We start from the raw sequence: 23,842 nt of genomic DNA on the forward strand, positions 1-23,842 counted from the left end.
TTGAAAAGCCTGTGCTTGGTGTGTCTTGTTGCCGGTCTGCTGCTTGGCGGCTGTGCAAGCCGGTCGGTCGGCGAAGAAGCGGATGGCGCGATCCCTCCCTTCCCGAAAAAAGTGCCGCAGAGCGTTCACGCGCATGTCGAAACACCGGAAACAAGGGCGGCAGGCGCGACAGAGACGGGGGCGGGGGAAGATGAAGCAGCGAGCATCTATTTCGGTTACGGTTCAAGCAAGGTCGATGTCGCGGGACGCGAAAAACTGCGTGCGCTTGCGTCCAAGCTCGACAGGAACAGCGAGAGCACGGTAACGCTGATCGGTCGTACCGACGATCTGGGCAGCCCTTCCTACAGTCTGGCAGTGGCCGGGAAACGCGTTGACGCGGTTGCCGACATCCTGCGTTCTTACGGAGTAGCGAGGAACCGCATCAGCAGATCGGTGCGCGGCAACGAAACACTCGCCGCGCACTGCGCCACGAAAGCCTGCAAGAAGAGGATGCGCAGGGTCGAGGTAAAGTATTCGCCGTGATTCCGGTCGGACGGCGCCGAAGCAGGCGCGCCAGCCGGCCGCGTCCATAAACTTAAGCTCAACTCGACGGTCGGACCTGCAAGGGCTCCCGCGATGTGATCGTCGGCGCTCGCGAACGTCGGCGCCTGACGCAACAGCCATGCTGGCATGTTCTTCACCAGCGCAGCGGACTGCCGGATTGCTTCCATCGTGAAAGTGTGAAGCCCGGATTTTATTAGCTCAGAAGGAGTTCCCCATGCAAATCGCGATCATCGCCGCCATTTTGACGGCTATCGGAGGCGTTGCCTTCGCCATGCAGAACAACGTTCCAGTGACGGTGAATTTCCTGTTCTGGCGTTTCGACAGCTCTCTGGCCATGGTACTGCTGCTCGCTCTGGCCTGCGGGGCGTTGATCGTTGCCCTGTTGTCCACGCCCGCAACCTTGAAGCGCCAATGGCAATTGGCGCAACAGAAGCGATTGATCGATGATCTGGAAAAAGCCTCTACTCGCCAGGTCGACCGGATCGCAACACTTGAGGGCCATGCCCCGACTGAATGAGCGTTCGTCTGGCCGGAATGATCCCCTGATGGTTGGCTGCTACGCAGGCGCTGCTTGCGCTGGGGGAATAAGCTGTTGTCAGGGGGCGATCTCCGGCTTGCTGATACGGAGAGCCAGTCGACAAGCGTTTTCGTGACGACGAAGATGCAGCACGTCGCTCAGGACCCACCAGGCGAGGGCAGGGCGCTGACCTTGCCGGAACTCAGGAAGCGATTGAATAGACGATAGATTTCCGGATCGAAGGGGGGGCTGACGGCAACGCCCTGCTGCGCTCTTTCGAGGCTTTCCGCCAGTGCTGAACGGGTTTGCACCGTCGCCAGCAGCCGCCAGCGATCGACCAGATGAAAATCTTCGCGCAAGCCGAAGTCGTCGCGTTCGACGATTGCCACCGGCCCGGCATAGGGCCATTCCTTCAAACGGATACGCGCCAGCGCCGCCTGCAGTCGCGCCGTGTGTTGCGTCGCGCTTTCCTTGCCGATACAGGCGCCGCGGCAGGCGTGACGGCGATGCGCAACACAAGGCTTGCCGGGCGGTGTATCGCCGAGCCCGAGCAGGGAAAAACACAGACGATGTGTCTCGGCGATCCGGCGCAAGGCGAGCAAAGCCTCGCGCCGGCTGGAATAGAGGCCGTAGAGATCGTCGCCGAGCGCCAGATCGTGCTCGCGCGAATAGACAAGTTGCGGGCGTAGCTCGCCAACGGCGTGCTCGACGAGGCGCCAGGCGCACAGATCGTCCGCCAAAGGCCGGAGCGGGCGCTGGAAAGCAAGCTCGTGCAGGCGCGCGCCGAGTTCTCCTGCAGCCTCACGCCATTCGATGCGCTGAGTGGAATTCGCCAGCGCGACTTCGCGCCGCTCTGGCGCAAACAGCCCGAGCGCCTGCTGGCGGACATTGGCGCTGCGCGCGATATGCAGCGGCTTGCCAGCGGCGTCGTAGAAGGCGAAAGCGCCAGCGGCGTCAGGCAGGTCGTCAATGATCGAAGGATCGATCTGCGGTGGCAGTTGCGGCCTGCCGATGATGCCGAGCGCGGCCGTCCATACGTGGTCGGGCGACTGCGCAAGGCACCAGCACTGCCACAGGTCCCACAGCACACGCGCATCGTCGAGCGCGCGGTGACGCGCGGCGACGGCGATGGCGTGGCGTTCGAGCAAGGCGTCGAGGCTGTGCCGGTGGTGTTGCGGAAAGAGCCGGCGTGAGAGTTTGACCGTGCATAGGCACTGGGCGCGGAAAGCGACGCCCACGCGCGCGAACTCGCGTTTGAGGAAACCGTAGTCGAAGCGCGCGTTGTGCGCGACGAACAGACGGCCGCGCAGCCGTTCAGAAAGCGCCGGAGCCAGATCCGCGAAGCGCGGCGCGCCATCGGTCATCGTGGCGTCGATTCCGGTGAGGCGAGTGATGAAGTCGGAGATCGGCAGTTGCGGATCAACGAGCGAACTCCATTCGCGCACGCCATCGGCGTCGACTTCGACAATGCCGATCTCGATGATGCGATCGGCCGCCAGATTGGGACCGGTTGTTTCGAGATCGACGAACACCAGCGGCTCACAAACGAATGCGGCAGACTCCTGAGCAGACGGCTCGGCCGCTAACGGCAGGGGCTGCGAATCCGGTGTGTTTTGCGGGCCTTTTCCCGCATCCTTAAAACGCATAATTTGTATTATGTCAAATTACATCGAGACGAGCAAAGCGCCGTGCGGGCAGCTTGCGCAACTTCCCCGCGCGCTGCCAGCGAGCACAACATCACGGCTTGAGGTTTCGGGCAGAACGGGCAGCCTTCAGCTTGCGAACTGCCCGGCGAGAACAGCCGCTAGTTTGCCTCAAAACCTCGTGCTCGCACTCGCGCCGAAACGTTTGTCCGCCACCAACCATCAGCAAGCTCCGCGTTTCGGGCACGCGGATCAGTTGCCGCCAATACCTTCGCTGAAAAGCGCCGCGATGCGACGCATGTCCTCGGCAAGGAGCTGCGGGTCGGCATCGCGCAGCGGCATGAAGGGAACCGCCAAGTCGCGTCGCAGCAATTCGTCTACGAGTTCGAGCATGAAAACTCCCGATGATTCGCCCAGCCCCGAAGCCTCAGCATGCACCGCGCAGCCGGGGCTTTGCATGTTGCCGCCAATGACGGCAAGCAGCCGATGTCCGTGGGCGACATGTGCCGCCATGAGCGCGGCGGTCTCCCCGGCAAGCCGCTGGCAAGCGGCGCGTCCTGCCAGTGACGCCAGCGCATCCCGCAGCGACTGGCCGGCGGGACGCGCACGCGACATCCCCAGACACTGCACTTCCGGGCAAGGCATTTGCAGCATCCCGACGCGGTGTTCACGACACAGATCGAGGAAAGCCCAGTTCGCCGCGGGGAAAGACGCAGCCCCGTGGTCACGCACATTCTGGTCGAGTATGCAGTGGATCACGGCAACCAGACGCCCGCTGCGGCAGTCGGCAAGCGGCTTCTGTCGGCCGATCAACTGCCGCAACGAGAACATCGGTGGCCCCTGCTTCCTCTCAGTTCTTGCGGGCGACGAGGCCGATCAGCGCCGAGCGCCCCTTGTGGCCAAGGCCCTCCGCAATATCGTCTTCGTACTCGACCAGCTCCTCGATCTCCCAGTCGGCAAAAGCCTCGCGCAGGATTTCCGGGGTGTAGAGATTCTCGATGGCCGAAGGTCCGCCGGTGCGGTATTCGTGCTGCTTCGGCGTATAGCCGTGCAGGAGGATCCTGCCGCCGGGCCGCGTCAGTTGCTTCATCACGTCGAACTGCCGTTCGCGCCATACGGGGGCGACAAACTGGATGAAGATGCCGAGCACCCAGTCATAGCTGTTCTGCAGTTCGGCCGGCGGCCATCCTGGCGCCAGCATGTCGGCCTGGACGAAATCGATCCTCACCTTGCGCCCGGCCGCGAGTCTTCGCGCTTTCTCCAGCGCCACCGCCGAGATCTCGATCGCTGTCACCTCCAGCCCCTGCTCTGCCAGCCAGACCGAGTTGCGGCCTTCGCCGTCAGCAACCGACAGGGCATTGCGACCTTTCTCGAAGAGCGCCGCCCGGTGCGCGAGAAAGCGGTTGGGCTCGGTGCCAAACAGGTATTGCTCGCCGGCATCGCTGTAGCGCTTGTTCCAAATGATCGACTGGTTCATCTGCACATCTCCCGTCAAGAGGACTTCTGGCGTGCTCATGATGCTCCAGGAACGATATTACCCGCATCAACAAGCCGCGCCGCGATGGAACGATGCCTTACGACAAAATCGACCGGGCGTGATGGCGGAAAACAGCGTGGCACTGACTGCCAGAAACTGCCAGATGGCAGTTTCTGCTTTTCCCGCCAGCCACCCTGCCCTGCCATGGTTCAGCAAGTTACTGTAAATAAAGAATAACAACCCCGTGCTGCAAGTGGCATGGATATTGATTGCAACAAGGCGGCAAGGGGCGTGCAGCGCGTTCATCGCTACGGCGGAGGTTTTGGCAGTGCCGCAAGCTCGCCGGCTTTCAAGGAGATCCAGATGCACAGCCTTCAGCTTTCGGTCGTCGTCGCCAGCTTTCTGTTCGCCCTGCCGCTGCTCATCGTCACCGGCCAGCACGGTTTCGCGCCAGCCGATCCCCCGGGCAGGTCGGAGCGCGTCGCCGCCCCCCCGTCCGCGCCGGTCGTCCCGTTGCGCACGCTGCCCTCCGTTGCCGCTCCGACGCGCTGATGGCGGCGCGGATCGCAAGTAGCGAAACGTTTTCCACCGCTGATTGATCGGTCTTTCCGTGAAAAAACTCGTCTGGCTCGCAGCCATCGTCATTGCCTTGTTCGCCCTCGACTGGGCGATCCGTGCGCCAGATTCGCAGGCGCGCGATCTCACCCGCGCGATTGCCGAAAGGGGCAGTCCGGAGCTGCTCGCTTATCCCTATCAGTTCCGCGTGCTCAAAGTCGATGAGGGCGTCGCCTACGTCACCACGCCGCGCAGCTTCGACGTGCCGGCGGCGCGCCTGATTGCCCTGCTGTTCCCCGACATCAACACCAAAGACGCCAACGACCCCGCCTTCGTCGCCGCAGAAAAGCGGCTGGCAGCAATCCAGGGCGAGGCACAGACGATCGTTGCCAGTCAGCCGGGAATTCGCGCCGTGCGCTGGAAAATCGATCGCGACTGGTTAACGGCACACGGCATTGATGTGCCGGACGGCGCCGGACCCTGAGCGCCCGCGCGCTGCCTCACCGTCCTCGTTCGCTGGCGCCCCGCTGACCGTGGCTCCAGGCAAAAACGCTGGGCAGTCGTTCTGCCGTAAAAGTGTCCACGGCTGGTCTGTTGGCTGGCGAACGGCGGCAAGGCAAGGGCTCCGTGAAACGCATGCCGGAATTCGTCCGATCTTCGAAACACCTTTGACACGCGCTATCAATCAGCATATACTTATGGGCATATGCCAGTAAATATGAGGCGATGTTCTTTTGCTCTCGCCTGGCAGAGTTTTCATCACCGAGATTTCGCTCCATGACCAACAAAGAAGTTCGCCCCAGCGCCCCGGTACCGAGCGGCCGCAGTCGCCGCTTCATGCACCTCGGCCGCGCCGTTGGTGAAATGGCGGCGTCGGCCGCGGCTGACGGGATTTCGCGGCTGGCGCGCGGGCAGCGGCCGCAGCTGTCGCAACTGATGCTGACGCCGGACAACGCGCGCCGTCTCGCCGAGCGCCTGTCGAAGATGCGCGGCGCGGTGATGAAGATCGGCCAGCTGATGTCGATGGACGGCAAGGACGTGCTGCCGCCGGAATTTGCGCACCTGCTCGCCGGCCTGCGCGACGGTGCACACGTCATGCCCCTGCCCCAGCTGGCCGCCGTGCTCGAACAGGAATGGGGCAGCGGCTGGGAGAGCCGTTTCAAGCGCTTCTCGTTCAATCCGATCGCCGCCGCGTCGATCGGTCAGGTGCATCGCGCCGAGACGCACGACGGACGCACGCTGGCAGTGAAGATCCAGTATCCGGGCGTGCGCGACAGCATCGACAGTGACATCGCCAACGTCGCACTGCTTGCCCGCCTGCCGGGACTCGTTCCGGGCGGCTGGGAACCGGCACCGATCCTCGAACGTGCGCGGCAACAGCTGCACGAGGAAACCGACTACGTCGCCGAAGCGCGCTCGCTGATGGCCTACCGCGAACTGCTCGGCGAGCATCCGCTGCTCAGCGTGCCGATGCTGCACACCGATCTGTCGACGCCGCGCATCCTCGTCACCGACTTTGCGGCCGGCGTGTCGATCGACCAGCTGGCGCAGGCAACTTACCCGCAGGCCTTGCGTGATCGCGTCGCCGAAGCGCTGGCTGAACTGGCACTGCGCGAGCTATTCGAATTCGGCTTGATGCAGACCGACCCCAACTTCGCCAACTACCTCTATGACGCCGACAGCGGACGCATCGCGCTGCTCGATTTCGGCGCGGCGCAAGTGGTTCCGCCCGCGCTCGTCGAGGTGTTGCGCGAGATGGGCCGGGCGCTGCGCGATCAGGACCGCGAGCGGGTGCGGACGACCGCTGGCAGCGTCGGTTTCATTGGCGAACGCGATTCGGAGGCGCAAACAGCCGGTGTCGTCGATCTGATGCTGCTTTGCAGCGAGCCGCTGCGCCATGTCGGTCCCTACGACTTCGGCCACTCCGACCTCTTCGGCCGCGCCTACACCGGTGGCCGTGACCAGTACATGAACAATGGTTTTGCCAGTGCGCCACCCGCCGACATCATGCTTCTGCAGCGCAAGCTCGCCGGCGTTTTCATGCTCGCCGCGCGCCTGCGGGCGCGGATCGATATCGGGCGCCTGTTCGCGCCCTACCTGTAGATCCACTCATGTCCAGCGGACCCGCCTGCGGAAAAGCGAAGCCCTTGCGGCCCCGCTTTTGGCGAAGTCCATGCCACACGGAAAGGAAATCCATGCGTGTTTGTGTCCCCTTGTTGTCCAGCGTGAACGATGCCTCGGGCAACGACTCACCGCTGGCCACGCACTTCGGGCTTGCCGGACGTTTTGCCGTGATTGACAGCGAAAACGGCGAGATCCTTGCCGATTGCCCGGTTGGCGGAGTCTGTCGCGGCCCCTGCGGCTGCCCGCTGCCCGACCTGTCAGGCAGCAAGCTCGACGCAATCGCCGGGCGTTCCGTTGGTTTTCGCCTGCTGCAACTGTCGCGGCGCGCTGGTCTGCCCGTGCTGGCGTCTGCCGCGCGCACGCTCGGCGAACTGCGGCGCGAACTGGCGGCAGATCGTTTGCGGCCGCTGTCGGCAGCGACTTGTGTCAGCAACGCGCGCGCTGCGAGCGGACGAGGCCGCTGAATCATGCCACGCCCGCCGAAATGCAGACGTATCGGCTTCTCGCCGGCCGCCACCTACTTCAAACCACGCGGCGTCGGTCTGGCGCTGCTCGAAGAAGTCAGTCTTGAACTCGACGAAGTCGAAGCGCTCCGTCTGGCCGACCTCGAAGCGCTCTATCAGGCCGAGGCGGCCGAGCGCATGGGTGTCTCGCGTCAGACCTTCGCCACTATCGTCGAGCGCGCGCGCAGGAAAGTCGCTGACGCCATCATCCACGGCAAGGCCCTGAAAATTGCCCTCGGCAACGAAGGCCCCGCTTCTCTTAGCTCTCATCAACCCTGTTGCAAGGAAAAATCATGAAAGTCTGTTTGCCTGTAGACCAGCTCAATGGCCTGGATTCTGAAATCGCTCCCAATTTCCGCGCTTCGCCGGCACTGCTGCTGGTCGATAGCGATACGCAGCAACACTTCGGCATTGACGCCTCGGGCGGCTCGTGTAGCGCGCTGCCGGCGCAGATCGACGCGATCGTCTGTGCCGGTGGCATCGGTCGGGGCATGTTCAACAACCTGCGGCAGCGAGGCATCCGGGTATTCAACAGCGACGCGCTGACCGCGGGCGAAGCACTGGCTGAACTTGCCGCCGGCAGCCTGCAGGAAGTGGAGGAAGTCGAATGCTGCGGCGGCGGACACCACGAAGCGCACGCCGCCGAAGAGGAACACCAAGGCTGCGGCTGTTCCGGCCACGGCGAGAGCTCCGCCGATGCGCACGAGCACGGTGCTTGCGGCTGCACCCACCACTGATCTTTGCCGCTTTGCTGCGGTGCAGTTCGGCCGCAGCAAAGCGGCAAGTGATCGCCCGGCGAAGCGGGCGTCAGATCAATGCGCGGATCTGCTCAGCAGGCTGCGCTGCTGGTACACACCTTGAGGCTGGGGAGCAGCGTACTCATTCCTCCGCCATCCATGACCCGCTTGTAGCCTTGCTGCTCCAGGCTGGTGCGGGCAATCGCCGAGCGGCGGCCGCTGCGACAATACAGAAGGATCGGGCTGTCTTTTTGCAGATTGCGGATCGACTGAACGCCACCGACGATCTGCTCGTAGGGAATGTTGAGCGCGCCATCGACATGTCCCGCCGCGAACTCCTCCTGCGTGCGGACGTCGATGATGACCGCCGGCCTGACGCCCCTGTAACTGAAATCGCCGGCCTGGGCAGAGACGGCGAGCAGTGCGAGAAAGAGGTGCAGCAGGGCATTTTTCATGAGTTGCTGTCATTTGATGAAGGCGAATGGCTCCCGGAATTTTCCGGGGGCAGATACCGGATCGTCACTTCTGCGCAACGATGAGCGCTTCGCCGCACCTTGTCCGGAAAATGGACCGTGACGGGGCTTGCGCCAATCATCAGCGGAAGACGCGCAGGTAGTGTCGTTCAAAGTAACGCTTGGCCCAGTGAAAGACACGCGACGAAGGCAATACCCAGCCGCGCTTCGCATCGCGATAGATGAGCATGCCGGCATTGACGCTATCGACGATGCAGATCAGCTCCGGACGCGCGCGTGCGCGTGGAGCCTGACCCTCAAGGCTGAGCAGCAGGTTCTCCGCAGCGGCTCGTGCCTGAAGGTCCGCCATATGCGCCTGCTTGGGCAGCCAGTCGGGCCCCGGATAGCTGCCGGCGTCACCGGCAACGAAGACGCGCTCGCCAGCTTGCACCGCGCAGAACTCGTCGGCCAGGAAAAAGCCGCCGGCAGAAAGCTGGAGACCGCTGTTCGCTGCCCAGGCCGGACCGCTCAGTCCCGGCATGAAGAGAATCAGGTCGGCCGGCAGCTCGCCGCCTTCGGTACTGATCGCTGAATCCGAAAAGGCTGTGAGCTTGTGCCCGAGATGAGTGCTGATCCCGCGCTCGCTCATCTCGTTCAGCAGCAGGGTCATCGCCTTCGGCCCGAGCCTTTTGCCCGGTTCAGCGGTGGGATTGAAGAAGCTCAGCGTAAACTGCTGTCGTCTCCCCTGCTGCCGCAGCCAGGTATCGACGCCAAACAGCAGTTCGAACATCGGGCCGCCGCGCACGGCTGTTGGCTCCTTGGGATTGCCGGCAAAACCGAAGGCCAGATGTCCGCCGCGCATCTGGCGCAGGCGGGCGCCGATTTCTTCCGCCGCGCCGACACCCGCGCAGAGGGTCAGCGCGTTTTCAATTCCGGGCAAGCCATTAAGGAAGCGGCTGCCGGTGGCAATCAGCAATGCATCGTTGCTGACTTCCCCTTGGTCGGTAACGATCGTTCGACCGCCGTCGCGCAGCCCGGTGACGCTGGCCGGAAAATGATCGATCCGCAGATCGTCGAGGAAGCGCGCAAGCGGCAGTACCAGATCGGCAGCGCGGCGAATGCCCGTCGGTACCCAGATCAGGCTCGGAAGATAGACGAATTCGGCGCGTGGTGCGGTAAGCGTAATGGACACGTCTGGCGCACGGCGACGCAACTCGCGGGCCGCGCTCAGGGCGGCGAAACCGGCACCAAGGATGGCGATCCGGACCGGGCCATCAGGCATTTTCTTCTTTCATTGTCTGATTCAGAGCAGCAAGGGAAGCCGGCCAAGCGTGACCGCCCGCAGCAGGACGAGCGCCAGCGCCACCGTGCAAGCGATAGTCGAGAGCAGGATGCGCGGCAGCCAGTGTCGTGGTATGAAGCCGACGCCGCGGACGAAACCGGCGTTCATTGCCCAGAAAATGAGCAGAGTCAGCGGATAATCGACGTGTCCGTCGCTACCGGTCGCCAGATCAGGACGCACCGTCATCAGCAGGAGCAGGACGATCCCGACCCCGAGCGAAACCGGCGATATCCCCCCTGCCGCCGGCTTTGCGCCCGGAGCGGTATGCGCCGGACTAGCGTCGCTGCTCGGCATCATTGCTCAGCGAGGCCGCACGGGCGTCCTCGTTCTCGCCCCACATGGCGTTGAGGATGGCCAGCAGGACGGCGAAACCGATGCCGAGCATCCAGGCGAAGTACCACATGATTGATCTCCTTCCTTGTTCAGTTTTCCGGCGGCCACTGGCGCCGGGCAGGCTTGGTCTCAGTAGGCGCCGTGTTCGTTCTCACGGATGTAGGCGGCGGTGACCTTGCCGGCCATGACCTTGTACGCCCAACTGGTGTAGATGATGATCAGCGGCATGAAGATCAGCGTCGCCCAGAGCATGATCGACAGCGTCAGGTGGCTGGATACGCTGTCCCACACCGTCAGGCTCGAACGCAGATCGCTTGACGAAGGCATGATGAACGGGAACAGCGAGCCCCCCGCCGTGCCGATGACGCCGAGAATGGCCAGCGACGAAGCGACGAAGGCGGCAAGCGTGCGGCCCGAAAACGCCAGCAGCAACGCCGCTATCACGCCCAGATAGGTGAGCACCGGCAGCGCCATGCTCGCCGGGTAGCGGCTGTAGTTGGCCAGCCACGCGCCCGGTTCGCGCGCCACCGTCTTGCCCAGCGGATTCGGCAGCGCACCGGGATCGACCGCGGAAGTGATCACGTAACCGTCTATGCCCTGCCACAACCAGATGCCGGCGGCAGAAAAACTGAGCAGCAGCAGTCCGCCGAAGATCACGGCTGCGCGCCCGCTCCGCCGCTGGATCTCGCCCTCGGTGCGGTGCATCAGGTAGATCGCGCCGTGGAAAGTGATCATCGCACTGGAAACGACGCCGGCAAGCAGCGCGAAGGGATTGAGCAAGGCCCAGAAGCTGCCCGTATAGGTCGACACCAGATGGTCGTCGAAGTGGAAGGGAACGCCGAGGAGCAGGTTGCCGAAAGCGACACCGAAGATCAGCGGCGGCACCGATCCACCGACGAACAGCCCCCAGTCCCAGGTGCTGCGCCAGCGCGCATCGTGAATCTTGCTGCGGTAGTCGAAGCCGACCGGGCGGAAGAACAGCGCCCACAGCACGAGCAGCATCGCCCAGTAGAAGCCCGAAAAGGCGGTTGCATAGACGAGTGGCCAGGCAGCGAAGATCGCCCCGCCACCGGTAATGAACCAGACCTGATTGCCGTCCCAGTGCGGACCGACGGTATTGATGACGACGCGACGTTCGACGTCGTTGCGGCCGACGAAGGGCAGCAGCGTGCCGACACCCATGTCGTGACCGTCCATGATGGCAAAGCCGAGCAGCAGAACGCCGACCAGCAGCCACCAGATCACCTTCAGTGTTGCGTAATCCAGCATGGTGTCCTCCTTGCTCAGGCGTGCGCCGCTTCGTCGAGATAACGACCCGTGCCGAGGCTGCCCGGGCCCTGCCGCGCAAACTTGACCATCAGATACATTTCGACGAGCAGCAGCACCGTATAGAAGCCGACAAAGCCGGCCAGCGAGCCGTAAAGGCTTTCCACGCTCAGGGTCGATACCGACAGATGCGTCGGCAGGACGCCGTAGATCGTCCACGGCTGGCGTCCGTATTCGGCGACCAGCCAGCCGAGTTCGCAGGCGAGCCAGGGCGCCGGCAGCGAGAACAGCGCCAGTCGGAGCAGCCAGCGCTTGCCGGTGAAGCTCCCCTTCACCGAATGCCACAGCGACAGGCTGAAGATCAGCAGCATCAGCAGGCCCAGACCGACCATCGCGCGAAAACCCCAGAAGATCGGCGCGACGTGCGGAATCGTGTCGTCAACCGCCTTCTCGATGATCGCGGGCGTCACCTGATCGATCGAACTGACGTATTTGCGCAGCAGCAGACCGAAGCCAAGGTCCGCCTTGTGCGCCTCGAAGCGAGCCTTCATTTCCGCGTCGTCGAGATTCTTGCGCAGGGCGTCGAGCGCGGTCACCGCCTCCATTCCCGAGATGATGCGTTCGCGGTTCTTTTCCTTGATTTCCTTGATTCCGGGAATTTCCTTGTCCAGCGAACGCGTGCCGATGATGCCCATCACCCAGGGGATGCTGATTGCGAAATCGTTCTTCATCTCGGCCTGGTTGGGGATGGCGACGAGGTTGAACGATGCCGGTGCCGGTTCCGTCTCCCACATCGCCTCCATCGCCGCCAGCTTGGTCTGCTGCGCTTCGCCGACGGTGTAACCCGATTCGTCGCCGAGAACGATCACCGAACAGACCGACGCGAATCCGAAGGCGGCGGCGATGCGGAAACTCTTCTTGGCGAATTCGACGTCGCGGCCTTTCAGCAGATACCACGACGAAATGGCGAGGACGAACATGGCACCGGTGGTGTAGCCGGCCGATACTGTGTGGACAAACTTGGCTTGCGCGTCGGGATTGAAGACGATCGTCCAGAAATCGACCATCTCCATGCGCATCGTCGTGTAGTTGAACTCGGCGCCGACCGGGTTCTGCATCCAGCCGTTGGCGATCAGGATCCATAGCGCGGAAAGATTGGTGCCGACCGCCATCAGCAGCGTCACCAGCAGGTGCTGGCCGCGCGAGAGCCGGTCCCAGCCGAAGAAGAACAGGCCGATGAAGGTCGATTCGAGGAAGAAGGCCATCAGTCCCTCGATCGCCAGCGGCGCGCCGAAGATGTCGCCGACGTAGTGCGAGTAATAGGCCCAGTTGGTGCCGAACTGGAACTCCATGGTGATGCCGGTGGTGACGCCAAGGGCGAAGTTGATGCCGAACAGCTTGCCCCAGAAGCGCGTCATGTCCTTGTAGATGGTCTTGCCGGTCATCACATAGACCGACTCCATGATCACCAGGATCCAGACCATGCCCAGCGTCAGCGGCACGAAGAGAAAGTGGTAGAGCGCCGTCGCGGCAAATTGCAGACGCGACAGATCGACGAGTTGTTCACTGATCATTCGGATTTCCAGCGGGGAGTTTGGCGGGCGAGGCAGAGGCGCCCAGATGATCGGCAGCCATCGGCGCATCGACGCTGATGCGCGCATCACGTACGAAGTACCACCACAGGGCGGCAATGGCCAGCAGCTTGACGATTACGACAAAGACAATGTCCTTGACGAGATTTCGGTCACGCTGCTGCATGAAAAGCTCCATGGCCAGCGTCAGACTTTACAAACTTGGCAGACATTTAAGGCAATTCTAATATAGGTTTCGTCACGGCCGCGAATCCTCCAAACAAGTTCCATGCCGGCCGGAACAGGCGTCGATCAAGCCAGGCAGAACAATGACTTGATAGAGCGCATTGCTGAAGCCCGGCCGAATCATTTGACTTTTTTCTGCCATCATGGCGATGATTGGCAGCATATCTGGCAGAGAGGATGACAGGACATGGCTGGTGAAAGACCGGAGTTGCCCGAATTGGTTTCCTTCCTCGAAACCCTGCCCGAGCCGCACATCCTCTGTGACCGCAATTACCGCATCGTTGCCGCCAATGCGGCGTACCGTGCCAATTGCGGCAGCTGTGACGACGTTGCCGGACGCAGCTGCTACGAAGTCTCGCACCGCTATTCCGCGCCCTGCGACCAATCCGGCGAATCGTGTCCGCTGGCGCGCAGCCTCAAATCCGGCCAGCGCGAACGCGTGCTGCACCTGCACCACACGCCCGCCGGCGAAAAATACGAGAACATCGAGTTGTCGCCGGTGCGCGATGCCGACGGCGAGATTGCATGGTTCGTCGAAAAGCTCGAGCCGCTGCCGGCCGCCCGCGGACTCGAAGACTCGCGTGGCCTGATCGGTCGTGCCCCGACTTTCCGCGCCATGCTTGAACTCGTCTACCGGGTGGCGCCGGCGGAAGCCTCGGTATTGTTGCAAGGCGAGTCGGGCGTCGGCAAGGAACTCGTCGCGCAGGCCATCCACGAGGCCAGCCGGCGCGCCAAAGGGCCGTTTGTCGCCGTCGACTGCTCGGGGCTTGCCGAATCACTGTTCGAGAGCGAGCTTTTCGGCCATGAACGCGGCTCCTTCACCGGCGCCGCACAGCGCAAGATCGGCCTCGTCGAAGCGGCGGCCGGCGGCACCCTCTTCCTCGATGAACTCGGCGACATTCCGCTCACCATGCAGGTCAAGCTGCTGCGCCTGCTCGAAACCGGTGCTTTCCGCCGGGTCGGCTCGACCGAACTGCGCCGCGCCGACATCCGCCTGATTTCGGCGACGCACCAGCCGCTGGCGCGACTCGTCGAGCGTGGCGAGTTCCGTCAGGATCTGTACTACCGACTTAACACCTTTCCGATCCGCCTGCCGGCGCTGCGCGAACGACGCGACGACATCCCGCTGCTCGTTGCCGCGCTGCTCAAGCGCGTCGCACCCGAGCGCGAACTCGGCATCTCGGACGCCGCGATGGACTTCCTGCTCGCCTACGACTACCCCGGCAATGTCCGCCAACTGCGCAACCTGCTCGAACGCGCCAGCCTGCTCTGCGACGGCGACACCATCCAGCCGCAGCATCTGGCTGACGAAGTACGCAACAACGGCAGCGCCAGCCCGGCGCTGGATTTCGCCGCCAAGGCCGGCGATCGGGAGGCCTCGCCGACAGCTGCGGCTGAGCTTCCGCTGGCGGCGCTGCTCGCCCACAACAGCATGAACGCGACCCGGGAAAACACGGTAGCCGAGGCCATCGCACGCGCCGCCCTGCTCCCGCGCCAATCCGGCGCATCGCGCCGCGCGCTGGCGGAAAGCCTCGGCATCAGCGAACGAACGCTCTACCGGCGGCTGAGCGCCCTGCGCGGCTGACGACTTGCCGGCGCACGCTACACTTGCTCGCAGCACCAGGCGCTGCCGGCCGGCAGCAAAAGAACGTTTCCGGCCGGCGTTGCTCTGGGCGACAATCGGTGACATGGACAAGACCACCAGTACGCTGCTCATCGACTTTGCCGACCCGGCCAGCATCGGGCTCTGGCAAGCCATCGGCGATCGCGTGATGGGAGGTCTCTCGTCCGGCACCCTGCTGCCCGATGCAAGCGGCGGCGCGGTCTTCTGCGGCAGCGTTTCACTTGCGAATGGCGGCGGCTTTGCCTCGGTTCGCTGTCAGCCCGGTCAGCGCGATCTTTCGGCCTATGATGGCCTGCGCCTCGGCGTGCGCGGCGACGGGCGTCCGTACAAGCTCTCCCTGCTCATCGACGCAGGCTTCGACGGCATTCTCTATCAGGGCAGCTTCACAGCCGCGCCGGGTGAATGGCAAAGCATCGACCTGCCCTTTGCCGCTTTTGTCGCCCGCCGTCGTGGCCGAACGCTCGCTGCCGCGCCGGCGCTTGACCCGGCGAACGTCCACGGTTTCGGCCTGATGACCGATGGCCGGCTGCCGGGGCCGTTCCGCCTTGAGCTGCGTGCATTGAGCGCATATTCCGGAGCAACGCAGACATGAAAGTGGATGATGATCAGCACTGGCATCAGCGTCTCCATCCGGCAGCGACTCTGACCGTCCCGCATGCCAGCGGCGCTGGAAAACGGCGGAGACTCGCGTGATGCCCTGGGCTGAACTGAGTGCCCTGATCCTGCTTGGCGGTGTCGCTTGGCTATGGATCGACACGCTGCGTGCACGTGAAGCCTGCCTTTACGAGGTACGCAACGCTTGCGCGCTGCGTTCGCTGCAGTTGCTCGACGATACCGTCGCGGTTGGCAGAATGCGTTTCGCGCGTGACGATGCAGGTCGCCTGCAGCTGCAACGCGACTATGTCTTCGAGTTCAGCGATACCGGCAACAACCGGCGTCGCGGTGGCGCCCGTCTGCTCGGCCGCGAGCTGATCGCGATCGACCTCGGCCCGCGCCTGGTCAGCGTCAGCGAGTTGCCCATCGACTGAGCGCCCTGCCTGGCGCGCAGCGGTAAACGGAGGCGAGCTCGCCCGGTCGCTGCGCCACCGGCCGTCGCCGAAGCCTTGGCGTTTCAGTAGCTGAGCAGCAGTTCCTTGCGACTGACGCCGAGCCAGTTGACGATTTCCTCGGCCGGCAGCGGTTTGGCGAACAGATAGCCCTGCCCCTCGGAGCAGCGCATGTGTTCGAGCACGCTCTTCTCTGCCGGCGTTTCGATGCCCTCGGCAACGATGTCGAGCGACAGACTGTTGGCCAGCGCAACAATCGCGCGGGCGATCGACTCGTTGGTCGGCGTGCGCTCGATGTCGCGGACGAAGGACTGGTCGATCTTCAGGCGGTCGATCGGAAAGCGGCGCAGGTAGCTCAGACTGGAAAATCCGGTGCCGAAATCGTCAATGGCCAGACTGACGCCGAGCGCCTTGATCTCGTGCAGCGTCTGCAGGACCCCCTCGACGTTGTGCATCAGCACACTTTCGGTCAGTTCGAGTTCGATCAGGCAGGGATCGATCGCATATGCCTCGATCTGCTCGGCAAGATAGCGGGCAAAACCGCCCTGGCGCAGCTGCAGCGCCGAGATATTGATCGACACGCGCACCGGCAGACGCTCCTGCATCTGCCATTGCCTGAGCTGGTGCAACGCGGCGCAGAGCACCCAGTTGCCGAGCGGCACGATCAGCCCGCTTTCCTCGGCGACGGGGATGAAATGGATCGGCGACACCAGCCCGCGCTGCGGATGGCGCCAGCGCACCAGCGCCTCGACGCCGCGAATCTCCTGCGTCACCAGATCGACCTGTGGCTGGAAGAAAAGCACCAGTTCGTCGCCGTCGATGGCCTTGCGCAAGTCGTTTTCGAGGGCGATGCGCGCCGGGTTGTACATCGCCGTGCCTGCCGCATAGCGGCGGAAACCGTTGCGGCCTCTGGCTTTCGCCTCGTACATTGCAGCATCGGCCTTGGCCAGCAAGGGACTGATTTCCGTATCGTCGGCCGGATAGAGCGAACTGCCGACACTGACCGTTGCCACCAGCGAATGACCGAAGACCTCGATCGGCGCGCGCATCGCCTCGACCACACGCTGGGCGACGAGATCGACATCGGCCTGATCGTCGAGGCTCTCCATGAGGATGACGAACTCGTCGCCGCCGAGGCGGGCCACCGTATCAGCGCGCCGCGCCGACAGCTTTAGCCGTTCGACCACCTTGCGCAGCACCGCGTCGCCGACGCTGTGACCCAGCGAATCGTTGATCTGCTTGAAACGGTCGATATCGATGAAGAGCACGGCGACGAGGCTGTTCTTGCGCTCGGCGTCACGGCAGGCACGCTCCAGACGATCGGCAAGCAGCATGCGGTTGGGCAGGCCGGTCAGATGATCGTAATGCGCGAGATAGTGCAATTCGGCCTGTTTGCGCTGCGTGATGATGTTGAGCAGATCGTGGCCGTTGGCGACGCCGAGATAATTGCCGCCGCTGACGACGATGAAACCGGTGACCATGTGCTGCATGCCGGCATCGATGATCATCTGCGCCACATCCTCGACGCTGCACGAATCCTCGACGATCAGCGGATTGGCGCTTTCATATTCGTCATAGGAATCGAGTTCGACGATCGCCCGCCGGCCGAATATCTCGCGGCTGTATTGCTTGCTGAAGAACTCGATGAAGCTGCGGCGATCAACCAGCCCGATCGGCCGAGACTCCTTGTCGATCACCGGCAGTGCATACAGGTCCGGCTGCGCAAGAAAGCGCTCGAGCACCTTCTGGCACGGCGTTTCCGCGCGCAGCGGCGACAGGAAGTTGAGCAGGTGGCGTACCGTCGGAGCCTCCTGCAGACGACCGTCGCTGATGAAAACGAACTGCCGCTGCGGCGACTCGCCGCTGGCGACCGCTGGCTCGGGGAGATGACTTGACATGAGCATCAGGCCGGCAAGGTGAGCCCGCGTACAATGGCATAAAGCCGGCGCGCAGGCGCCTTCGGCACAAAAAATGGCGACGGGCCATGGTGCGTGAGAAACATTAAGAAGATGTGACGGTCGCCGTCTGCAGCCGCGAAAGCCGCGTGAAAAGCCCATGAAATCATGGGCGGCGGCAGCGCATAGTCCGCGCTGTAACAAGGCCATCATGCGGCGCGTGCATTGTTCCCGGATTGAATGCCGCTGCCTCATGTCCCCCACTTCCCCCACTCCCGACTTATCCCCCGCCGCGTCTTTGCCCTCGAGGGCCTGTTCGTCGCCGGAATGTGCCGCCTGCCACAGCGATCTGCAACAGATGCTGGCAGCCGGCGATCTGTGCGTGCGCTTCCGGCCCGTTGCCGAACTCGCCCGCTGCGGCATCTGGGGACATATCGCGAGCATCAGCCCGGCAACGCATTCGCTGCCGCACTCGCCGCAGCGGCTGGTGGCGGTGGCGCGCGCAGCCGGGCAGCTGCCGGCGCTTGCCGGCGCCTTTTTTGCCGGCGCGGTGCGCCGCTACGCCGAGGCAGGCAAACCGGGCACCCTGCTGCTGTCGCTGCGTGGCTGGGAAGACGATTGCCACCTGCTTGATCTGACCGAACTCCTGCTGCCAATTCTCGACAGTCACGGGCTGGCGAGTACGCAGATCATGTTCGTCCATGCCGGCTGCACGCCGGCGTCGGCGGCGCCGGAGGCGACGCTGCGCTGGCTGCAGGCGGCACGCAGCGTGGGCTTTGGCGTGGCGGCACACGGTCTTGGCTGTGATTACAGCGAGCAGCGGCTGTGGTCGCTCGTCGCTCCCGAGCTGGTCATCGCTGACGCGCGCGCCATCGCCGATCTGGAAATGCCGGCGCTGAGCCAGTCGCGCTTCGCGGCGCTGATCGCCCGCGAGCGCGACCGAGGGCGGCAGGTTCTGCTGAGCGCCGTCGACAGTCTGGCCGCCTGGCGCTCGGTGGTCGCGCTCGGTATCACGCATGCCGCCGGCGATTTCATCGGTCGTGACAACGCCCTGCCGTCGACCATCGTCTCCGCGGCCGCCAGCAAGCTGATGCGCGAACACGGCAACTGCGGACTGCCGGGCGGCAGCTGCGAACTGCCGGTTCTCGAGCGCCTGCTCGTTGCCACGCCGCCGGCCAGGGTCAGCGACAGTGCGGTCAGCGTCTTCATGCGCTTCGAACGCGACAAGGAAACGCAGGCCATCGCGGTGCTGCGCGACGAGCGGCCAGTCGGCCTCATTTCGCGTTTCGACATGGTCGAAAACATGGCGCGACCGTTCCGGCAGGAAGTTTATGGCCGCAAGCCCTGCACCCGCTTCATGGACGAAGACCCGCTGATCGTCGATATCGGGCTGTCGCTGCAAGAACTCTCCGAACTGATCGTGCACGCGCATCCGCGTCACCTGGTGAGTGGCTTCATCATCGTCAGCGGTGGCCGCTACCTCGGTGTCGGCTCGGCGCGCGACCTGATGCGCGAGGTGACGGCAATGCAGATGGAAGCCGCGCGCTATGCCAATCCGCTGACCGAACTGCCGGGCAACGTGCCGATCAACAAGCATATCGACAGCCTGCTCGGCAACGGCGAATGGTGCGCGATCGGCTACTGCGACCTCGACAACTTCAAGCCCTTCAACGACGTCTATGACTACGCCAAGGGCGACGCCGTCATCCGCCTGTGCGGCCGCATCCTCGCCGACAGCTGCGATGAGCAGCGCGACTTCCTCGGCCACATCGGCGGCGACGACTTCATCCTCGTCTTTCGCAGCGAAGACTGGCGCGGTCGCTGCGAACAGGCGCTGGCGCGCTTTGCGCAGGAGATCCGCGGCTTCTTCAGCGACGACGATCTGGAACTCGGCGGCTACGTCACCGAAAACCGCAAGGGACAACCCGAATTCCATTCGGTCACTTCGCTATCGATCGGTATCGTCGAAGCGCTTCCCGGCATGTTCGCCAGCCATCTGAGCGTTGCCCGCGTGGCAACCGAGGTCAAGAAGAAGGCCAAGGCCATCGCCGGCAACAGCCTTTACGTCAATCAGCGCGCCTACCACGACGACGAGAGCGAGAGGGACACCGGCCGCGGCAGCGACGATCCGGGCAAGGCGGATCGCCGCTGATCAGGCGTCCTCGAAGCTCGCCGACGCCGCCAGGGCGAGCACCAGATCGGGATCGGCGTCGGGAAACTCCCAGTCGTCGCCATCTTTCGCCGGATCGTCGAGCGGCTCGATGTCGAGCCCGCGCCGGCGCACTTCGGCCCGCAGTTCGTCGTCGCTGAGCGCGGCAAAGCCGGCGAAACCATCGCGCAGGATGCCCAGCAGCCAGACGCCATGCCGCGACGCGGACAGTTTTTCAAAGCAGTCAAGAACCAGCAGGTCAATCATCGATTCACGATCCATGGCTTCAATCCCGGCGCAATGAGCAGCGCGGATGATGGCAAGGCTTGATGTCATGACGATGGCGAACAGATTGCGCGGCCATGTCTTTTCGGCGACGACGGCAAGCGCCGGCCGGCGCTCCCGGCATAGTCCGAACAGACTAGTCCGCCTGAGCGTCCGCATCAGCCGACTTCACCGTCATGTCACATACGCCGCCTAGACTCGCCGGCTGCAGAAACCGTTCATCCCATCCCACCGGATACCCACTTGCGACCCATGAAAAAACGCGCGCTTCATCCCTCGCAACACGGCTTCACGCTGCTCGAACTGCTGGTCGTCATGGTCATCATCGGCATGCTTGCCGGTCTTGTCGCGCCGCGTTTCTTCGCGCAGATCGGCAAGTCGGAAACCAAGGTGGCGCGCGCGCAGATCGACTCGCTGGAAAAATCGCTTGACCAGTACCGCCTTGACGTCGGCCGCTATCCGAGCAGCGAACAGGGACTGGCCGCGCTCATCGAACGTCCCTCCGGCCTCACGCGCTGGTCCGGCCCCTACCTGAAGAAGGGCATTCCGCCCGATCCCTGGGGCAACCCCTACGTCTACAAATCGCCGGGCGAACACGGCGAATTCGACCTGCTCTCCTACGGCAAGGACGGCCAGCCGGGCGGCAGCGGCGAAGCCGAGGACATCACCAACTGGTGAGCCATGGAGTACCGGATCAAGGCCGTCCAGCCGGGACGCGGCGTCACCTGCCTGCGGCTCGACGCCAGCAACCCCGCCGACGCCACGCGTCGCGCCGAAGCGCTCGGCTGCACCGTGCTCTCGGTCAGCCGTGGCCTGAGCCTTGGCCTGTCGCGCAGCAGCGGCCAGTTTCCCGTTCTGCTCTTCGCGCAGGAACTGCTCGCCCTGCTGCGCTCGGGCATTTCCGTACTGGAAGCCGTCGAAGCCCTGCTCGAAAAGGAATCGCGGCCCTGGGTGCGCGGCGTGCTCGACGGCGTGCATGGTGCGCTGCGCGAAGGCAAGACGCTGTCGGCGGCGCTGGAAGCCTCGGCCGCCTCCTTTCCGGTGCTGTTCATCGCCGCCATCCGTGCCAGCGAGCGCACCAGCGGCCTCGATGAAGCACTCTCGCGCTACGCCGCCTACGCCACGCAACTCGAAAACCTGCGCGGCCGCCTCACCAGCGCGGCGATCTATCCGCTGCTGCTGGTCGGCGTCGGCGGTCTCGTCATCCTTTTCCTGATGGGCTTCGTCGTGCCGCGCTTTGCGCACATCTACGAAGACTTCGGCGGCGAACTGCCGTGGATCTCGCGCCTGCTGCTCGAATCGGGCAGCTTCGTCGAGAACGCCTGGCCGCTGCTCCTCGTCGCTGCCAGCGTCGCCGTCGCCACGCTGTTCAGCGGCCCCGGTCGCAGCGCACTCGGCCGCCTCGGCGAACGCATTGCCTGGCGCATCCCGGCGCTTGGCGAGCGCCTGCGCGTCTTCCAGCTGGCGCGCGCCTACCGCACGCTGGGCATGCTGCTGCGCGGCGGCATCCCGACGCCGCAGGCGATGCGCATGGTTTCCGGGCTGCTCTCGGCGAAGCTGGCGACGGCGCTTGAGCGCGCGCGCATCAAGATCACCGAAGGCATCGCGCTTTCCGTCGCTTTCGAGCAGGAAGGACTGAGCACGCCGGTGGCGCTGCGCATGCTGCGTGTCGGCGAACGCGCCGGCAACATGGGCGAGATGATGGAACGCGCCGCCGCCTTCCACGACGAGGAAATGTCGCGCTGGGCCGACTGGGCGACGCGCCTGTTCGGGCCGGTGCTGATGCTGTTCATGGGCGTGGTCATCGGCGTCATCGTCGTCTTCATGTACCTGCCGATCTTCCAGCTGGCGGACAGCATCCGATGAACGATCCACGCGTTCCCGCCAGCATGGCGCAGCCCTTCAGCGCCGAGGAGATCGCCGCCGCGCGCAGCCGCGACGAGTCACTGGTCGATGCGCTCGAAGCGGTCAGCGGCCTCGCGCCCGCCGATTTCTGCCGCCGCCTCGGCGCGAGTGTGCGCCTGCCGGTGCTGACGCTGGCCGAACTGCAATCGCTGCCGGCCGGCTTTGCGCACATCCCCTTCGGCGACGCGCTGCAACGCGGCTGCGTCCCCCTCGAAGGCGCCGACGGCCAGTTGCTGCTGGCCATCGCCGATCCATTCGATTTTGCCGTCGCCGACTGGGCGCGGCAACGTGCCGGCCGGCCGCTGGCGCTGCGTCTGGCGCACCGGGGCGACATCAGCGCCTTCCTCGCCTCTTACGAGGAATCGCTGCACGCCATGGACGACATCGTCTCCGACGCCGGCAACGCCGACGACGACAGCGGCGGCGAGGAAATTTCGCTGAAGAGCATCGGCGAGGACGCCAGCCCGATCGTCCGTCTGGTCAATTCGACCTTGTATGACGCGCTGAAAGCCGGCGCCAGCGACATCCACCTGGAAACCGCGCCCGGCGGCATCTTCATCAAGTACCGCATCGACGGCGTGCTGGTCAGTGTCGGCGGCGTCCAGGGGACGGAGACGGCCGAGCAGGTCATCTCGCGCATCAAGGTGCTCGCCGAGCTCGACATCGCCGAGCGCCGCGTGCCGCAGGACGGACGTTTCCGCATCCTCGGCGGCGGCCGGCGCATCGACGTGCGCGTCTCGATCATGCCGAGCATCCACGGCGAAGACGCGGTGCTGCGTATCCTCGACCGGCAGCGCATCAGCGACAGCGTCAGCGGTCTGCGCCTGGAAACGCTCGGCTACGAGGGCGCAACGCTGGCCTCGCTGCGCCAGCTGTCGAACGAGCCCTACGGCATGCTGCTGGTGACGGGGCCCACCGGCAGCGGCAAGACGACGACGCTCTACGCCGCCATCGGCGAAATCAATCACGGCCACGACAAGATCGTCACCATCGAAGACCCGGTCGAATACCAGCTGCCCGGCATCCTGCAGATTCCGGTCAACGAGAAGAAGGGCCTCACCTTCGCGCGCGGCCTGCGTTCGATCCTGCGCCACGACCCGGACAAGATCATGGTCGGCGAAATCCGCGACGGCGAAACGGCGACCATCGCCGTGCAGGCGGCGCTCACCGGCCACCTGGTGTTCACCACCGTGCACGCCAACAACGCCTTCGACGTGCTCGGCCGCTTCACGCACATGGGCGTCGATCCCTACAGTCTGGTCGCCGCGCTCAACGGCGTCGTCGCGCAGCGGCTGGTGCGCATCAACTGCCCGCACTGCGTCGAGGCCGAACAGCCGTCACGGCAACTGCTCGACCAGGCCGGCGTCGACGACATCAGCGGCTTCGACTTCCGTCGTGGCCGCGGCTGCGCCCAGTGCCGCGGCACCGGCTTCAAGGGACGTCGCGCCATCGCCGAAGTGCTGATCCTCGACGACCTGCTGCGTGAAATGATCTCGGCGCGCGAACCCGTGCGCCAGATCAAGGAGGCGGCAAGGCGCAAGGGCACGCGCCTGTTGCGCGAAGCCGGACTCGATCTGGTGCGGCGCGGCCAGACCAGCCTCGCCGAACTCGACCGCGTGGTGGCCTGAG

Annotated in this window: 28 protein-coding genes; 15 read left to right on the top strand and 13 right to left on the bottom strand. The window is 64.3% G+C overall.

Features of this window, described 5'->3' with window-relative positions; translation table 11 throughout:
• Positions 1–522, top strand: coding sequence for an OmpA family protein (locus GGD90_RS13260; RefSeq protein ID WP_184415174.1), 522 nt, complete (start codon positions 1–3; stop codon positions 520–522).
• Positions 523–757: 235 nt separating this feature from the next.
• Entirely contained in the window at positions 758–1,060 is a 303-nt protein-coding gene (locus GGD90_RS13265; RefSeq protein ID WP_153117456.1) for a lipopolysaccharide assembly protein LapA domain-containing protein, read from the top strand.
• A gap of 158 nt (positions 1,061–1,218) precedes the next feature.
• Here the strand turns inward: GGD90_RS13265 and GGD90_RS13270 are convergent, their stop codons facing one another.
• From GGD90_RS13270 to GGD90_RS13285, 4 genes are all read right to left on the bottom strand, one after another.
• A complete protein-coding gene (locus tag GGD90_RS13270) occupies positions 1,219–2,592 on the bottom strand; it encodes a 3'-5' exonuclease family protein (RefSeq protein ID WP_228273776.1) in 1,374 nt (457 codons plus the stop codon).
• 363 nt (positions 2,593–2,955) lie between these two features.
• Positions 2,956–3,534 carry a hypothetical protein gene (locus tag GGD90_RS13275; RefSeq protein ID WP_153117454.1) on the bottom strand — a complete coding sequence of 193 codons (579 nt, stop codon included), beginning with the start codon at positions 3,532–3,534 and terminating at the stop codon, positions 2,956–2,958.
• A gap of 19 nt (positions 3,535–3,553) precedes the next feature.
• Positions 3,554–4,219 carry an SAM-dependent methyltransferase gene (locus GGD90_RS13280; RefSeq protein ID WP_322741729.1) on the bottom strand — a complete coding sequence of 222 codons (666 nt, stop codon included), beginning with the start codon at positions 4,217–4,219 and terminating at the stop codon, positions 3,554–3,556.
• Positions 4,220–4,246: 27 nt separating this feature from the next.
• A complete protein-coding gene (locus tag GGD90_RS13285; RefSeq protein WP_153117453.1) occupies positions 4,247–4,486 on the bottom strand; it encodes a hypothetical protein in 240 nt (79 codons plus the stop codon).
• A 57-nt stretch (positions 4,487–4,543) separates the two neighbouring features.
• Between GGD90_RS13285 and GGD90_RS13290 the strand changes: the two genes are divergently transcribed.
• From GGD90_RS13290 to GGD90_RS13315, 6 genes are all read left to right on the top strand, one after another.
• Positions 4,544–4,732, top strand: a complete 189-nt coding sequence (locus tag GGD90_RS13290; protein ID WP_153117452.1) for a hypothetical protein — start codon at positions 4,544–4,546, stop codon at positions 4,730–4,732.
• Positions 4,733–4,790: 58 nt separating this feature from the next.
• Positions 4,791–5,219, top strand: a complete 429-nt coding sequence (locus GGD90_RS13295) for a hypothetical protein (protein WP_153117451.1) — start codon at positions 4,791–4,793, stop codon at positions 5,217–5,219.
• Between the two features lie 293 nt (positions 5,220–5,512).
• The gene (locus GGD90_RS13300; RefSeq protein WP_153117450.1) at positions 5,513–6,838 is read left to right on the top strand and encodes an ABC1 kinase family protein; all 1,326 of its coding nucleotides are present in this window, start codon (positions 5,513–5,515) and stop codon (positions 6,836–6,838) included.
• Positions 6,839–6,930: 92 nt separating this feature from the next.
• A complete protein-coding gene (locus GGD90_RS13305; RefSeq protein ID WP_153117449.1) occupies positions 6,931–7,323 on the top strand; it encodes a NifB/NifX family molybdenum-iron cluster-binding protein in 393 nt (130 codons plus the stop codon).
• A gap of 3 nt (positions 7,324–7,326) precedes the next feature.
• The gene (locus GGD90_RS13310; RefSeq protein WP_153117448.1) at positions 7,327–7,659 is read left to right on the top strand and encodes a DUF134 domain-containing protein; all 333 of its coding nucleotides are present in this window, start codon (positions 7,327–7,329) and stop codon (positions 7,657–7,659) included.
• Positions 7,656–8,099: a NifB/NifX family molybdenum-iron cluster-binding protein gene (locus tag GGD90_RS13315; protein ID WP_153117447.1), complete on the top strand. Its 444-nt coding sequence runs from the start codon at positions 7,656–7,658 to the stop codon at positions 8,097–8,099. Before GGD90_RS13310 ends, GGD90_RS13315 begins: the two co-directional genes overlap by 4 nt.
• 92 nt (positions 8,100–8,191) lie before the next feature.
• Here GGD90_RS13315 and GGD90_RS13320 read toward each other — a convergent pair whose 3' ends face one another.
• The 7 genes from GGD90_RS13320 to cydP all read right to left on the bottom strand — a co-directional run bounded on the left by GGD90_RS13320 (position 8,192) and on the right by cydP (position 13,250).
• Entirely contained in the window at positions 8,192–8,554 is a 363-nt protein-coding gene (locus GGD90_RS13320; RefSeq protein ID WP_153117446.1) for a rhodanese-like domain-containing protein, read from the bottom strand.
• A 139-nt stretch (positions 8,555–8,693) separates the two neighbouring features.
• Complete coding sequence (locus GGD90_RS13325; RefSeq protein WP_153117445.1) at positions 8,694–9,833, bottom strand: NAD(P)/FAD-dependent oxidoreductase; 1,140 nt, start codon at positions 9,831–9,833, stop codon at positions 8,694–8,696.
• A 21-nt stretch (positions 9,834–9,854) separates the two neighbouring features.
• Positions 9,855–10,190 carry a cyd operon YbgE family protein gene (locus GGD90_RS13330; protein ID WP_325066000.1) on the bottom strand — a complete coding sequence of 112 codons (336 nt, stop codon included), beginning with the start codon at positions 10,188–10,190 and terminating at the stop codon, positions 9,855–9,857.
• Positions 10,168–10,296 (bottom strand): cytochrome bd-I oxidase subunit CydX, encoded by a 129-nt coding sequence (gene cydX, locus GGD90_RS13335; RefSeq protein ID WP_153117444.1) that lies wholly within the window; start codon positions 10,294–10,296, stop codon positions 10,168–10,170. Before cydX ends, GGD90_RS13330 begins: the two co-directional genes overlap by 23 nt.
• A gap of 59 nt (positions 10,297–10,355) precedes the next feature.
• On the bottom strand, positions 10,356–11,495 hold the full coding sequence (gene cydB, locus GGD90_RS13340; protein ID WP_153117443.1) for a cytochrome d ubiquinol oxidase subunit II: 1,140 nt from the start codon (positions 11,493–11,495) through the stop codon (positions 10,356–10,358).
• A 14-nt stretch (positions 11,496–11,509) separates the two neighbouring features.
• Positions 11,510–13,066 (bottom strand): cytochrome ubiquinol oxidase subunit I, encoded by a 1,557-nt coding sequence (locus GGD90_RS13345; protein WP_153117442.1) that lies wholly within the window; start codon positions 13,064–13,066, stop codon positions 11,510–11,512.
• Positions 13,056–13,250 carry a cytochrome oxidase putative small subunit CydP gene (cydP, locus tag GGD90_RS13350; protein WP_153117441.1) on the bottom strand — a complete coding sequence of 65 codons (195 nt, stop codon included), beginning with the start codon at positions 13,248–13,250 and terminating at the stop codon, positions 13,056–13,058. Before cydP ends, GGD90_RS13345 begins: the two co-directional genes overlap by 11 nt.
• A gap of 246 nt (positions 13,251–13,496) precedes the next feature.
• Here cydP and GGD90_RS13355 point away from each other — a divergent pair, with 246 nt between their 5' ends.
• The 3 genes from GGD90_RS13355 to GGD90_RS13365 all read left to right on the top strand — a co-directional run bounded on the left by GGD90_RS13355 (position 13,497) and on the right by GGD90_RS13365 (position 15,961).
• Complete coding sequence (locus tag GGD90_RS13355; protein WP_153117440.1) at positions 13,497–14,894, top strand: sigma-54 interaction domain-containing protein; 1,398 nt, start codon at positions 13,497–13,499, stop codon at positions 14,892–14,894.
• Positions 14,895–14,997: 103 nt separating this feature from the next.
• Complete coding sequence (locus GGD90_RS13360) at positions 14,998–15,525, top strand: CIA30 family protein (protein ID WP_153117439.1); 528 nt, start codon at positions 14,998–15,000, stop codon at positions 15,523–15,525.
• Between the two features lie 100 nt (positions 15,526–15,625).
• Positions 15,626–15,961: a DUF3301 domain-containing protein gene (locus tag GGD90_RS13365; RefSeq protein ID WP_153117438.1), complete on the top strand. Its 336-nt coding sequence runs from the start codon at positions 15,626–15,628 to the stop codon at positions 15,959–15,961.
• 83 nt (positions 15,962–16,044) lie between these two features.
• On the opposite strand, the gene GGD90_RS13370 is transcribed toward GGD90_RS13365, so the two are convergent.
• Positions 16,045–17,877, bottom strand: a complete 1,833-nt coding sequence (locus tag GGD90_RS13370) for an EAL domain-containing protein (RefSeq protein WP_184415176.1) — start codon at positions 17,875–17,877, stop codon at positions 16,045–16,047.
• A gap of 355 nt (positions 17,878–18,232) precedes the next feature.
• Between GGD90_RS13370 and GGD90_RS13375 the strand changes: the two genes are divergently transcribed.
• A complete protein-coding gene (locus GGD90_RS13375; protein ID WP_184415178.1) occupies positions 18,233–20,026 on the top strand; it encodes an EAL domain-containing protein in 1,794 nt (597 codons plus the stop codon).
• Here GGD90_RS13375 and GGD90_RS13380 read toward each other — a convergent pair whose 3' ends face one another.
• Entirely contained in the window at positions 20,027–20,467 is a 441-nt protein-coding gene (locus tag GGD90_RS13380) for a hypothetical protein (protein ID WP_153117435.1), read from the bottom strand.
• A 93-nt stretch (positions 20,468–20,560) separates the two neighbouring features.
• On the opposite strand from GGD90_RS13380, the gene gspG reads away from it, so the two are divergent.
• From gspG to GGD90_RS13395, 3 genes are read left to right on the top strand one after another with little or no spacing between them, the layout of a single operon-like run.
• Positions 20,561–20,986: a type II secretion system major pseudopilin GspG gene (gene gspG / locus GGD90_RS13385; RefSeq protein ID WP_153117434.1), complete on the top strand. Its 426-nt coding sequence runs from the start codon at positions 20,561–20,563 to the stop codon at positions 20,984–20,986.
• Positions 20,987–20,989: 3 nt separating this feature from the next.
• Positions 20,990–22,174, top strand: coding sequence for a type II secretion system F family protein (locus GGD90_RS13390; protein ID WP_153117433.1), 1,185 nt, complete (start codon positions 20,990–20,992; stop codon positions 22,172–22,174).
• A complete protein-coding gene (locus tag GGD90_RS13395) occupies positions 22,171–23,841 on the top strand; it encodes a GspE/PulE family protein (RefSeq protein ID WP_221227776.1) in 1,671 nt (556 codons plus the stop codon). Before GGD90_RS13390 ends, GGD90_RS13395 begins: the two co-directional genes overlap by 4 nt.
• Position 23,842: the final 1 nt, after the last annotated feature.

The organism is Rhodocyclus tenuis, assembly GCF_014197755.1.
Classification (GTDB): domain Bacteria; phylum Pseudomonadota; class Gammaproteobacteria; order Burkholderiales; family Rhodocyclaceae; genus Rhodocyclus; species Rhodocyclus tenuis.

Excerpts from the sequence above, each read along its gene's own strand:
- GGD90_RS13290 (WP_153117452.1), top strand. The coding sequence starts at position 4,544 with ATGCACAGCCTTCAGCTTTCGGTCGTCGTCGCCAGCTTTCTGTTCGCC.
- GGD90_RS13315 (WP_153117447.1), top strand. The coding sequence starts at position 7,656 with ATGAAAGTCTGTTTGCCTGTAGACCAGCTCAATGGCCTGGATTCTGAA.
- GGD90_RS13305 (WP_153117449.1), top strand. The coding sequence starts at position 6,931 with ATGCGTGTTTGTGTCCCCTTGTTGTCCAGCGTGAACGATGCCTCGGGC.
- cydB (WP_153117443.1), bottom strand. The coding sequence starts at position 11,495 with ATGCTGGATTACGCAACACTGAAGGTGATCTGGTGGCTGCTGGTCGGC.
- cydP (WP_153117441.1), bottom strand. The coding sequence starts at position 13,250 with ATGCAGCAGCGTGACCGAAATCTCGTCAAGGACATTGTCTTTGTCGTA.
- GGD90_RS13380 (WP_153117435.1), bottom strand. The coding sequence starts at position 20,467 with ATGCGGACGCTCAGGCGGACTAGTCTGTTCGGACTATGCCGGGAGCGC.
- GGD90_RS13275 (WP_153117454.1), bottom strand. The coding sequence starts at position 3,534 with ATGTTCTCGTTGCGGCAGTTGATCGGCCGACAGAAGCCGCTTGCCGAC.
- GGD90_RS13280 (WP_322741729.1), bottom strand. The coding sequence starts at position 4,219 with ATGAGCACGCCAGAAGTCCTCTTGACGGGAGATGTGCAGATGAACCAG.
- GGD90_RS13345 (WP_153117442.1), bottom strand. The coding sequence starts at position 13,066 with ATGATCAGTGAACAACTCGTCGATCTGTCGCGTCTGCAATTTGCCGCG.
- GGD90_RS13285 (WP_153117453.1), bottom strand. The coding sequence starts at position 4,486 with ATGAACGCGCTGCACGCCCCTTGCCGCCTTGTTGCAATCAATATCCAT.
- GGD90_RS13370 (WP_184415176.1), bottom strand. The coding sequence starts at position 17,877 with ATGTCAAGTCATCTCCCCGAGCCAGCGGTCGCCAGCGGCGAGTCGCCG.
- GGD90_RS13375 (WP_184415178.1), top strand. The coding sequence starts at position 18,233 with ATGCTGGCAGCCGGCGATCTGTGCGTGCGCTTCCGGCCCGTTGCCGAA.
- GGD90_RS13360 (WP_153117439.1), top strand. The coding sequence starts at position 14,998 with ATGGACAAGACCACCAGTACGCTGCTCATCGACTTTGCCGACCCGGCC.
- GGD90_RS13265 (WP_153117456.1), top strand. The coding sequence starts at position 758 with ATGCAAATCGCGATCATCGCCGCCATTTTGACGGCTATCGGAGGCGTT.
- GGD90_RS13300 (WP_153117450.1), top strand. The coding sequence starts at position 5,513 with ATGACCAACAAAGAAGTTCGCCCCAGCGCCCCGGTACCGAGCGGCCGC.
- cydX (WP_153117444.1), bottom strand. The coding sequence starts at position 10,296 with ATGTGGTACTTCGCCTGGATGCTCGGCATCGGTTTCGCCGTCCTGCTG.
- GGD90_RS13390 (WP_153117433.1), top strand. The coding sequence starts at position 20,990 with ATGGAGTACCGGATCAAGGCCGTCCAGCCGGGACGCGGCGTCACCTGC.
- GGD90_RS13325 (WP_153117445.1), bottom strand. The coding sequence starts at position 9,833 with ATGCCTGATGGCCCGGTCCGGATCGCCATCCTTGGTGCCGGTTTCGCC.
- GGD90_RS13320 (WP_153117446.1), bottom strand. The coding sequence starts at position 8,554 with ATGAAAAATGCCCTGCTGCACCTCTTTCTCGCACTGCTCGCCGTCTCT.
- GGD90_RS13310 (WP_153117448.1), top strand. The coding sequence starts at position 7,327 with ATGCCACGCCCGCCGAAATGCAGACGTATCGGCTTCTCGCCGGCCGCC.
- GGD90_RS13330 (WP_325066000.1), bottom strand. The coding sequence starts at position 10,190 with ATGATGCCGAGCAGCGACGCTAGTCCGGCGCATACCGCTCCGGGCGCA.
- GGD90_RS13395 (WP_221227776.1), top strand. The coding sequence starts at position 22,171 with ATGAACGATCCACGCGTTCCCGCCAGCATGGCGCAGCCCTTCAGCGCC.
- GGD90_RS13355 (WP_153117440.1), top strand. The coding sequence starts at position 13,497 with ATGGCTGGTGAAAGACCGGAGTTGCCCGAATTGGTTTCCTTCCTCGAA.
- GGD90_RS13365 (WP_153117438.1), top strand. The coding sequence starts at position 15,626 with ATGCCCTGGGCTGAACTGAGTGCCCTGATCCTGCTTGGCGGTGTCGCT.
- gspG (WP_153117434.1), top strand. The coding sequence starts at position 20,561 with ATGAAAAAACGCGCGCTTCATCCCTCGCAACACGGCTTCACGCTGCTC.